This is a genomic window from Methylobacterium sp. CCH7-A2 (assembly GCF_001557075.1).
Classification (GTDB): domain Bacteria; phylum Pseudomonadota; class Alphaproteobacteria; order Rhizobiales; family Beijerinckiaceae; genus Allobosea; species Allobosea massiliensis.
The window spans coordinates 1-10,695 of sequence record NZ_LSKN01000091.1; the positions used below are offsets into that span (position 1 = coordinate 1).

9 protein-coding genes are annotated in these 10,695 nt (G+C 62.5%); 5 read left to right on the forward strand and 4 right to left on the reverse strand.

From position 1 onward, the window contains the following. Positions 1-630: 630 nt before the first annotated feature. The gene (locus tag AX750_RS07585; RefSeq protein ID WP_066719848.1) at positions 631-1,221 is read right to left on the reverse strand and encodes a DUF2939 domain-containing protein; all 591 of its coding nucleotides are present in this window, start codon (positions 1,219-1,221) and stop codon (positions 631-633) included. Positions 1,222-1,661: 440 nt separating this feature from the next. Here AX750_RS07585 and AX750_RS07590 point away from each other — a divergent pair, with 440 nt between their 5' ends. From AX750_RS07590 to AX750_RS07605, 5 genes are all read left to right on the forward strand, one after another. Further along, a complete protein-coding gene (locus AX750_RS07590) occupies positions 1,662-3,074 on the forward strand; it encodes a mannose-1-phosphate guanylyltransferase/mannose-6-phosphate isomerase (protein ID WP_066719851.1) in 1,413 nt (470 codons plus the stop codon). Further along, positions 3,074-4,495: a phosphomannomutase gene (locus tag AX750_RS07595; protein ID WP_066719852.1), complete on the forward strand. Its 1,422-nt coding sequence runs from the start codon at positions 3,074-3,076 to the stop codon at positions 4,493-4,495. The genes AX750_RS07590 and AX750_RS07595 overlap by 1 nt, the downstream gene beginning before the upstream one ends. Positions 4,496-4,835: 340 nt before the next feature. Continuing rightward, the gene (locus AX750_RS26430) at positions 4,836-5,012 is read left to right on the forward strand and encodes a hypothetical protein (RefSeq protein WP_156450174.1); all 177 of its coding nucleotides are present in this window, start codon (positions 4,836-4,838) and stop codon (positions 5,010-5,012) included. Positions 5,013-5,025: 13 nt separating this feature from the next. Beyond that, complete coding sequence (gmd, locus tag AX750_RS07600; protein WP_066719854.1) at positions 5,026-6,105, forward strand: GDP-mannose 4,6-dehydratase; 1,080 nt, start codon at positions 5,026-5,028, stop codon at positions 6,103-6,105. Beyond that, a complete protein-coding gene (locus AX750_RS07605) occupies positions 6,098-7,075 on the forward strand; it encodes a GDP-L-fucose synthase (protein ID WP_066719858.1) in 978 nt (325 codons plus the stop codon). Before gmd ends, AX750_RS07605 begins: the two co-directional genes overlap by 8 nt. Before the next feature lie 217 nt (positions 7,076-7,292). Here the strand turns inward: AX750_RS07605 and AX750_RS07610 are convergent, their stop codons facing one another. The 3 genes from AX750_RS07610 to AX750_RS07620 all read right to left on the reverse strand — a co-directional run. Beyond that, positions 7,293-9,257, reverse strand: coding sequence for a hypothetical protein (locus AX750_RS07610; protein WP_066719861.1), 1,965 nt, complete (start codon positions 9,255-9,257; stop codon positions 7,293-7,295). Next, on the reverse strand, positions 9,257-9,619 hold the full coding sequence (locus AX750_RS07615) for a hypothetical protein (protein WP_066719864.1): 363 nt from the start codon (positions 9,617-9,619) through the stop codon (positions 9,257-9,259). The genes AX750_RS07610 and AX750_RS07615 overlap by 1 nt, the downstream gene beginning before the upstream one ends. 78 nt (positions 9,620-9,697) lie before the next feature. Further along, a partial coding sequence (locus AX750_RS07620; protein ID WP_156462433.1) for an IS66 family transposase occupies positions 9,698-10,695 on the reverse strand: 998 nt, incomplete at its 5' end.

Consider the following 10,695-nt stretch of genomic DNA (forward strand, 5'->3'; position numbering starts at 1 on the left):
GGGAATATCCGGCTCAGGCCGCTCTCAGGGATGTGGCCTGAGGACGACGCTTACCCATCACCAACTGCTCGATGCGTTGCACGAGGTCTTCGATGCGCTGATGCGGAAACAATGGCACCACTGGCACGGTCGGTATCCTCAGCATGGCTGCCTGTGTGATCAAGGGCCGATGCTACACCACTTTCCAGCATGGGCGACCGCCCCCGGCAATCAGTGATGCCGCGTGGCTGGATTGCGAACCAGCGCCTGTGTCGATCAAAGTCTGTCAGAAAGCTGAGTGACCCGGCAGTCGCCCCGCAAGCGCTCGGCAATCCGGCGGAACGGCTCGACCATACTAATTCGTTGCTCTCGCGTCCGGACCCCTGATGTTGCTTCTCAGGTTTAACTGCAAAGAGACAGCGCAGCTCTGCCTGGTCGCCGCGATCCACGTCGATAGGCAAGCTCGTTCTGTGTTGTCGTCCACAGATCATCAACCGTGGTCCGATCGCACGGTTCGCCGTAGCGAAAGCGATGCAAACTCATCCAGTTGGTGACCCCATCGCGTGCCCGTGCCTACCGACGGGCGTCAACGGCCGGGATACAGGCCAGTAGAGCTGCGACCGAGGTCGCACGTGACCCGGCAAAAGCTGCTCATCCCGTGCGGCTTTTGAGCAATCTGATGGCCTCGATGATGACCTCTCGGGGCAGGCCGAACGACACCACCCGCCATGTACCACTGATCCATCGGAAGCCGAGGCGCAAATGAGAGCCGTCGCCGGCCTCGATGTCGATCGCAAACGAAACAGGGCCAGTGAAACCAGAGCGCATGAAAACAGACCAAGCGCTGTCCAGTTCCATGAGTCCCGGAAGCTTGACTGAAGACCCCGAAACGCTGCTGTCGTGGCCTGCGAGCGCCGCGGCAAGCGTCTCGGCGGAAAAATGCTCGGCAATCATGGCATCAACATAAGTCACGGCCACCACACCAGCTGCTTGACGTGCAACAGGGTCGAGAGCTGCGGCAAGAGCCTGATCAACGGGATATGCGCGGACAATCTGCCGCGCCAATGAGATTCGTATACGAGGAACATCGAAACGCGAGACAACGGCCTCGATGTCGCGTCGCTTGGCCGCTTCGGCGAACCTGACCGCAGCGACATAGGGCGAGGCCCAATAAATGAGGCCGACCAACAATCCGGCGACCATTGCGAACCTGGAAAAGCGTTTACGGGTCATGATCCGCATGTGGGGTCTTCCACAGCCAGGGCAACTATTCCACCATTTGAAGAGCGGCGCGTTGTCGATGATCGCAGACAATGGCTTCGTGAGCGAACATGACCTCGCAGAGGCGCCTACCGTCGAAACATCCGGGTCGTGAGTGAGCTATGACCAATGCGATGCGGCGGTCGTCCAGCTCAGGCACCTGAATATCTCCAGTGTCACCCGCTGGCTCGAATGTCGGGGAAAGCACCAGCACGACAGTGATAACCGAGCTTAGATCGGGCACGATGACGAACAGGCGGCCTTAATGAGGCAGCCGAAAATCTGCTGTGAACACTAGCCGTTGGACACAGGAATTCGCGCCGCATCAATCGGAACCGCATCAGCCGGCAAAGGCAAATCGAAGGCGTTGCGTTCCGCTACGACGCTAGCTTATTGAAGCCTGCCCTCGGAGCTCACGAAAAATGTCGCGCAAAATCGTTCCTGTCGTGATGTGCGGAGGCGCGGGCACGCGCCTTTGGCCGGTCTCGCGCGACACCATGCCCAAGCAGTTCATTCCGCTCCTCGGCGAGGTTTCGACCTTTCAGCGGATCATGCGCCTGCTCTCGGACGGCGCGGTCTTTGGGCGCCCGATCGTGGTTACCAATGCAGAGTACCGCTTCACAGTCCTCGACCAGCTGCAGGCTATCGGCGTCAGCGCCCAGATCGTGCTAGAGCCGACGCGGCGGGACTCGGCCGCCGCCGTCGCGACGGCGACGCAGCTCGCGCTGGCAGCCGATGATCGGGCCGTCGTCGGCGTCTTCGCGGCCGACCATGTCGTGCAGGACGGCGCCCTCTTCGTCGAGACCTGCCGTCGGGCGGGCGAGGTCGCGGCTGAAGGACGGATCGTGACCATCGGCATTCCGCCGACCCATCCCGCCACCGGCTATGGCTATATCCGGCCGGGCGAGGCGATCGGCGAGGCCGCGCGGACGGTCGCCGCTTTCGTCGAGAAGCCCGATGCCGCGACGGCCGCGCAATATCTCCTCGACGGCTATTTCTGGAACTCGGGCAACTTCATCTTCGATGCCGCGACGATGAAGGCCGAGCTCGAGGCTTTCGAGCCGGACGTTGTCGATCCCGTCATCGAGGCGGTCGCAAAGGCCCGTACCGATCTCGACTTCCTGGTGCTGGACGCTGCCGCCTTCGGCCGCGCCAAGAAAATCTCGATCGACTACGCCGTGATGGAGCGGACCAAGAAGGCCGCCGTCCTGCCCGGGCATTTCGGCTGGTCGGATGTCGGTGGCTGGTCGGCTGTCTGGGATCTCGCCGAGAAAGATGGCGAGGGCAATGCCATCGAGGGGCGCGGCTATGTTCTCGAAGGCGCCAACAACCTGATCCGCTCCGAGGATGCGCTGGTCGCGGTCATCGGGCTCGACGACATTGCGGTCATCTCCACCCGCGACGCCGTGCTCGTCACGCCGAAGTCCCGCGCCGACAAGGTCAAGGACATGGTGGCGCTGATCACCGCCCGCGGGGAGTCTGAGGCCGGCGCCCATCGCGAGGTCCAGCGTCCCTGGGGGCGGTACCTCTCGATCGATCTCGGCGTCCGACACCAGGTCAAGCGCATCACCGTCAAGCCGGGTGGGATTCTCTCGCTCCAGAAGCATTTCCACCGGGCCGAGCATTGGGTGGTGGTCCGCGGGACGGCTGAGGTCACGCGCAATGACGAGACCATCGTCGTCCACGAGAACGAGTCGATCTATCTGCCGATCGGCTGCGTCCACCGCATGGCCAACCCCGGCAAAATCCCGCTGGAACTGATCGAGGTCCAGGTCGGCTCCTATCTCGGTGAGGACGACATCGTGCGCATCGAAGACATCTACAAGCGTTCGTGATGACCAGCCTGAAATTCGGAACCTCCGGCCTGCGCGGCCTCGTCTCCGAACTGGTCGGGCTGCCTGCCTACAGTCATGTGCGCGCCTTCTGTGCGATGATCGCGGAGGACGGCGCGGCCGGTCCCGGCGGCGAGGTCCTGATCGGGCGCGATCTGCGCTCGTCGAGCCCGCTGATCGCGACGCAATGCGCGCGGGCGGTCGCGGATGCGGGTCTGGTCCCGGTCGATTGCGGCGCGGTGCCGACGCCGGCCCTGGCGCTCGCCTCGCATCAGCTCGGCGCGCCGTCCATCATGGTCACCGGCAGCCATATCCCGGATGATCGCAACGGGCTGAAATTCTACCGAAGCGAAGGCGAGATCGACAAAGCCGATGAGGTGCGCATCCTTGCCCATCACGCGGCGCTCGGCCTGTCAGCGATGCCGACTGAGCCCGTGACGGCGCGAAGCCTCGATGCGCTGAGCGCTTACCGGGCCCGCTATGTCGCGTTCTTCGGCGCCGAAGCGCTCGCGGGCCTCGTCGTCGGCGTCTACCAGCACTCCGCCGTGGGACGCGACGTGCTCTGCGAAATTCTGGCGGCGCTGGGCGCGAAGCCGGTGGCGCTCGGCCGTTCCGAGCGGTTCATTCCGGTCGATACGGAGGCCCTGCGGCCCGAGGATGTCGCGCTCGCGGCGGGCTGGGCGAGAGAAAGCCGGCTCGATGCGATCGTTTCCACTGACGGGGATGCCGATCGCCCGCTCGTCGCCGACGAAGCCGGACGCTTCCTGCGCGGCGATCTCGTCGGCGCGTTGACGGCGCGCTTCCTCGACGCGGATACGATCGTCTCGCCCGTCACCTCGAATTCGGCCCTCGACCGGCCGGGCCTGTTCCCGAAGGTTTTCCGCACCCGCGTGGGCTCGCCCTATGTCATCGCCGGCATGGCGGAAGCGGCAGCCGGCGGCGCGGCCCGTGTCGTCGGTTTCGAGGCCAATGGCGGCGTGCTGCTCGGCTCGGATGTCGAGCGCAGGGGGCGTCGCCTCGCCGCGCTGCCGACGCGTGACGCGGTGCTGCCGATCCTGGCGGTGCTGAGCGCGGTCGCGGAAGCCGGCGCGCCGCTGAGCCGGCTTGCCGCCGAGCGCAACTTCGCCATCGCGCTCTCGGACCGGCTCCAGGAGTTGCCGCAGGAGAAGACGGCTGCGCTGATCGCGCGGCTCGACGCCGACGATCCAACCTTCCGCGAGACGGCCTTCGCAGCCCATGGCGGCGTCGCCGCCCGCGACCGCCGCGATGGACTGCGCCTGACGCTGGGCGACGGCAACACCATCCATTTCCGCGCCTCCGGCAACGCCCCCGAACTGCGGGTCTATGTCGAGGCGATGGACGAGGCGGCCGCGGGCTCGCTTCTTGAGGAGGGGCTGGAATTTGCGAGCGAAGCTACCCGTTAGGTCGTTCGACAAAAGGCTGTGGCCGCTGCCAGCCGCCCCAGCCCTGCCTTGATGGTTGTCCGCTTCTTGTCGCTTTCCGATCGCAACTCATTGAGGAGACCTTAGGAACGGTTGAGCGATTTGTGAGGAAGCCTGTCTAATCCCCTCTCGATGCACCTCGACGAAGGCAAACTTGGCCCGGTCGATGGGACGAACATGCAGAGCCTGGGGTCTCCAGCTACCGACTACGCCTGTCCGCGCACGGTATTAGCTTGACGTTCGGGCCTGTCGCCTTCATTACGTACGCTAGCACAGGGAAATGATGGATCGTATTGAGCTTGAGTAAATTAGAAGAAGTGGTATGTCGATTAAGTCGCTGAACATAATTCAGGTTTTATGTGCAGTCATTCAGCCAGCAGGGTGCGAAGTTGTGAATAAAAATTTTGGTTTTCGCATTGATCTGGCGCTGAATTTATTGTTCCATTTCAAAGAAATTCGCGTTGGCAAGCTGCTGCTCGCCTACTTCTGCAGGAATTGAGGAGAAAAACCTGATGTCGTCCGAGTCGAGCAAGGTTGCTCTCATCACAGGCGTCACCGGACAGGACGGCGCATATCTCGCTGAACTGCTGCTATCGAAGGGCTACATCGTCCACGGCGTCAAGCGGCGGGCCTCGCTGTTCAATACGAATCGGATTGATCACCTATATCGCGATTTGCACGAAGATGACGTCCGGTTTGTTCTCCATTATGGGGACCTGACCGACGCGACCAACATGATCCGTCTGATCCAGGAAACGCAGCCGGATGAGATCTACAATCTTGCCGCTCAAAGTCATGTCCAGGTTTCCTTCGAGACGCCTGAATATACGGCCAACGCGGACGGGATCGGCACATTGCGGCTTCTCGAGGCAATCCGGATCTTGAAGCTCGGCGAAAAGGTCCGTTTCTATCAGGCATCGACGTCAGAGCTCTACGGCAAGGTGATGGAGACCCCGCAGAGCGAGACGACGCCTTTCTACCCGCGCAGCCCCTATGCCGCGGCGAAGCTCTACGCCTACTGGATCACCGTGAACTATAGAGAAGCTTACGGCTTCCACGCCTCCAACGGTATCCTATTCAACCACGAGGGTCCGACCCGAGGGGAAACATTCGTCACACGCAAGATCAGCCGCGCGGTCGCGGCGATCCAGTTGGGCCGTCAGGATCGGCTCTATGTCGGCAACCTTGATGCTAAGCGCGACTGGGGGCACGCCCGGGACTATGTCGAAGGGATGTGGCTGATGATGCAGCAGCCCGTCGCGGACGATTACGTGCTGGCGACCGGCGAGACCCATACGGTGCGCGAATTCATCGAAAGCGCGTTTGCCGTGGTTGGTCGCAAGATCATCTGGAAGGGCGAGGGCACCGAGGAAAAGGGCCTCGACGAAGAGTCCGGGCAGTGTCTTGTCGAAATCGACCCGCGCTATTTCAGGCCCACCGAGGTAGATCTTCTCCTCGGCGACCCGAGAAAGGCGCAGGAGAAACTCGGCTGGCGGCACAAGACCGCTTTCCAGGATCTTGTCAGAGAGATGGTCAAGAGCGATCTCGGCACGGTCGGGGTTGAGCAGAGACGGTATCAAACGCATGGCTGAGCGACCGATCCTCTCCTCGTACAGCCGGCAGTCCTTCGATCTGCGCGGCAAACGCATTTATGTCGCGGGCCATCGCGGTATGGTTGGATCCGCGCTCGTGCGGCGTCTTGCCACGGAGGATTGTGATATCCTTCAGGCAGGCCGTAATGAAGTCGACCTGACCCGCCAGGTCGAGGTCGAGGACTGGCTCGCCGCACAAAAACCCCACGCGATATTTTTGGCCGCGGCGAAGGTCGGCGGAATCATAGCCAATCAGCAGAGTCCCGCCGATTTTCTCTACGACAACCTCATGATCGAGGCTAACATCATCCACGCCGCGCATCGCGTCGGCGTCGAGAAGCTGCTTTTCCTCGGTTCCTCGTGCATCTATCCGAAGTTTGCGGCGCAGCCGATCACGGAAGACATGTTGCTGACCGGGGCGCTTGAACCAACGAACGAGTGGTATGCGATTGCGAAGATTGCGGGTCTGAAGCTGTGCCAAGCCTATCGCCATCAACACGGCGCGCGCTTTGTGTCCGCCATGCCGACCAATCTTTACGGCCCTAATGACAACTTCGACCTAACGACCAGTCATGTTCTTCCGGCTCTAATGGCCAAGATCTACGCAGCTAAAGTAAATGGAGAGGAGCAGGTCGTCATATTTGGGTCTGGCACGCCACGACGTGAGTTTCTTCATGTTGATGATCTCGCCGATGCGCTGGTACATCTGATGAAAATTCATGAAAGCGGTGTCCCGATAAATATAGGGACGGGCAGCGATGTTTCGATCAGGGAGCTGGCCGATATGATTGCCGGGGTCGTCGGCTATGAGGGCGGTTTTCGGCAGGATCTGTCGAAGCCGGACGGCACGCCGCGAAAGCTGCTGGATGTTTCAGCATTGGCAGCGACCGGCTGGCTTCATCGAATCGAGCTCCATGAAGGCTTGGCCTCAACCTTTGCTTGGTACCGAGACAGCTTGAATGCAGCCTGAGCCGCAGCTGTTGATTTCGGTCGTAAAGTGATCCTTGGGTTTTCACTGAGAAGTGACCTGCCCGGATGGTGTTATCTGTTCAGGTCGTGGTCAAGTGTTTGGCTTTCTCCATGGGTTGCATATCGGTCTTCGCGTAGCTGATTTTGGGCGTTGTGGCTTTATAGGGCAGCGTCGCGAAACCGCCACGAAGCGAGAGCACTGGTTGACCATTGGCAGGCTAGCGGCGCCCCTCGAGCAACTCATGGAGCCCTAGCAGTGCCACCCATGCGAACGCTGGGATGAGTGGCATCATGTAGCGCGCCTGAACGCCGCTCCAGGAGCTGGCGTCTAGCACCCCCAGCAGCACCGCCCGCGAAACCAAGGCAACGGCCACCAGCGCAAGGATGATCATCGTTGGCATGCTGCGGCGTCGCGTCAACACCCACAACACCAAGATGCCAAGGACCAGCACGACGAACGCAGCATTGACCAGACGATAGGCCACGGACAACCCGCCAATCCAGTCTAGCGAGACCGGATGTCCTCCCCACCAAGCCAGTCTGGCTACCAACAAACTAGGTCGCTTGCCCGTGACGAGTTCGTCGACGCCCAGTGTTGCCGGGTGTGCGCCATCGGTCTGGATCATCTTGCCCGCCTGCAATTTGGACAGCGGAACGGTCGTGGCCATCCCGTCCGGCGTCGTGGCGATAAGACGTGCCCCAGGCGGCGCCGACGATGCAGCGAGGCTGAACGGAAACGCCCCTGGCACATCGGGCCGCATGGGAGGCCGCAGCGCGACTTGGTGGAGCAAGGTGCCGTCGGCGGCGGACAAGCCCACCGACGAACCGGGCGGCAGAACAATCCAGCCGCTCAACTTCAACGTGGGCAAAGGGTTGCGGCGGGCCGCGACCTCAATGAACTCCACCCACTGGCGGTCGGTAGCATCTTCATCTGGCGCGGACACAAGATCTGGGTCGGTGGCGAAGATCAGATTGAAGACATTCCAGCTCGACGCCGGCACCCGACCAAGCCACTTGCCCAAGTCAGGATCGAGAAAAGAAGGCGTCCAAGCCGGGTGCGCCTTCAGCGCGCCGCTTGCAAATGCTGCTTGCAGCTCCGCCGCAACAGCGGCGTACTTCCGGTCGGCACGGCGTGCGCTGCTGTGCCAGCCTGCCACCGCGCCAGCATCGCGCAGCGCCCAATAGAACCAACCATTGCCGATCTCACCTTCCTGCCCGGTATAGCGCGCTGTGTAAGCCGCGAGCGAACGGCCGGCCTCGCCTTCGAAAAAACCCTGCAGTTCGCGGAATGTAGGGCTATGCTCGTATGCCAACTGCCGTGACTTGCTCGTCACGGTGACATGCAGCGGGCCATGGCCGGCATCGATACGGTTCAATGCCGCTATGGCTTTCGTGTAACCCGGCGCCGCCAGTTCGTAGCGCACCGCAAGTCCCCACCGCAGATAGTTCGCACCAGCCAAGATGGCGCCGATCACCACCATTGCCAGCAGCGGGCCGGCCACCAGCCGCACGCCCAATGGGTGGCCTCTGACAGACGACCACCATTGCCGCCGCATGAAAAGCAGCGATCCCGCCAGCAGCAACGCCAGCGGCAAGACAAAAAGGATACCCTCTTTGCGCGTGTGCACAGCCAGTGCGAAAGCCACCGCAAACAGCCAGGTTGCTAGCACACCGCGCCGGGTATGCGCGGCGTTGCGGGTGTTCCAGATCTCGACGCCCGCACCCAGCATCAAAGCCACCAGCGCGGACAATAGGGTTTCCGACAAAGCCCGGTCGAACAGCACCAGAAACAGCGGATGGAAGGCGCAGAAGAGCCAAAACGCGACACCGGCCCAAGTGCGCCTAGACAGGCGAGTCAGCGCGAAGCCCGCGTAGGCCGTCGAAGCCAGCCACGCCAGATCGATGCCGAGGCGGGCGGGCACGCCGAGCAGATTGAGCGCCGCGAGCCATATCGAATAGATGGGCAGATGCGCGAAGGCGAGGTGGTTGTAGTGACCGCCCCAAACCATGCGCGCAGCGCTGTTGATGAACCAGAACTCGTCGTAGGGTGCGTTCAGCGCGACCACATCACGGTCGGCCGTCAGAGACAGACGGAACATCAACACAGCTGCAATCGCCACGCCCAGCCACGGGAGCTTGGATCGTATCAAAACAGTCCGGTCTTCGGAGATCGGGATCGGCATTAACGCTCCGTCGGCGGCGTGTCGGGCAAAGACGTTTCAAGTGCTCGCAACTGCCCCGAACGCGCCGCTCCGAGATAGAACGGCAATCCTGCGAGCCGCGACAACGCACCCAAGCCTTGGAACAGCAAGCCGATCAACGCCCCATTGCCTATGCCCAGCAACTGCGACAGGAACAGATCGAATGCCGCCGTGCCGACGCCGAAGCCGCCTGCTACACCGAAAATGTTGCTGAAGATCGCCAGCGGAAACACCACGAAACCCTTGATCCAGTCCACATGGTTGCCCACGGCACGTGCGATGCACAGCAGCGACACGCACCAGAACACGTGGTTGAACAGCGAAAGTGTTAGTGCCGCAGCCATACTGTACGCACACGAGGAGGGCCGATGACTGAAGCCTTCGCGCGAGGGCCGCTGGCGCGATGATGGGGCGCGTGAAGGTCAGGCGGCCTTCTGATCTGCGGGCTTTTCGGCTGCGCGCAGGAGCCGCCACTGCCACGGCAGCAGCTCGTGGAGACGCGAGACGGGCAGATCGGCGATCCGGGCCAGGACGTCGGCGAGCCAGGCTTTTGGATCGACATCGTTGAGGCGAGCCGTGGCGATGAGGGTGAGGATGACGGCGGCGCGGTCGGCGCCGCGCTGGCTGCCGGCGAAGGTCCAGTTGCGCCGCCCCAGAGCGATGCCCCGTAGCGCTCTTTCGGCCGCGTTGTTGCTGAGGCAGATCCTGCCGTCGTCGAGGAAGCGGGCGAAGTCGGCCCAGCGCCTGAGCATGTAGTTGATCGGCTTCAGGACCTCGGCGGAGCGCGAGAGGGTTTCGCGCTCGCGCAGCAACCAGTCATGCATGTCCTCGAGAAGCGGCCTGCTCTTCTCCTGCCGCACTGCCCGCCGCTCCTCGGCACTGCGCCCGTTGATCGCGCGCTCGATCTCGAACAGCGCGTCGAGGCGTTTCACCGCCGCCAGGGCAACCGGGGAGACTGGCTTTCCCCTCACGCCGTCGCGGGCCTTCTTCGCGATGTCGGCCAGCTCGAAGAAGCCGCGCCGGGCATGGGCGAAGCAAAAGGCCGGCGTGATCGGCTGTTCCTTCCGCTGCGGGTCGAACAGCGGCTCGAAGCCATTGTAACAGTCGCACTGAAGGATGCCGGCGAACCCGGCCAGATGCTTTTGAGGGTGCTCGCCGCGTCGGTCGCCCGAGGCGTAATAGACCACCGCCGGCGGCGCAGGTCCGGCGAAGGGGCCATCATCGCGGACATACGTCCAGATCCGCCCGGTCGCGCATTTGCCCTTCGCCAGGATCGGGACCGTCGTGTCGTCGCCATGCAGGCGCTCGGCCGCCAGCACATGGGCCTCGATCAGATCGAAGACTGGCTTCAGGGCGAAGCTGCCGTGGCCGACCTGGTCGGCCAGCGTCGATAGCGGCAGATCGATCCCCTCGGCCTTGA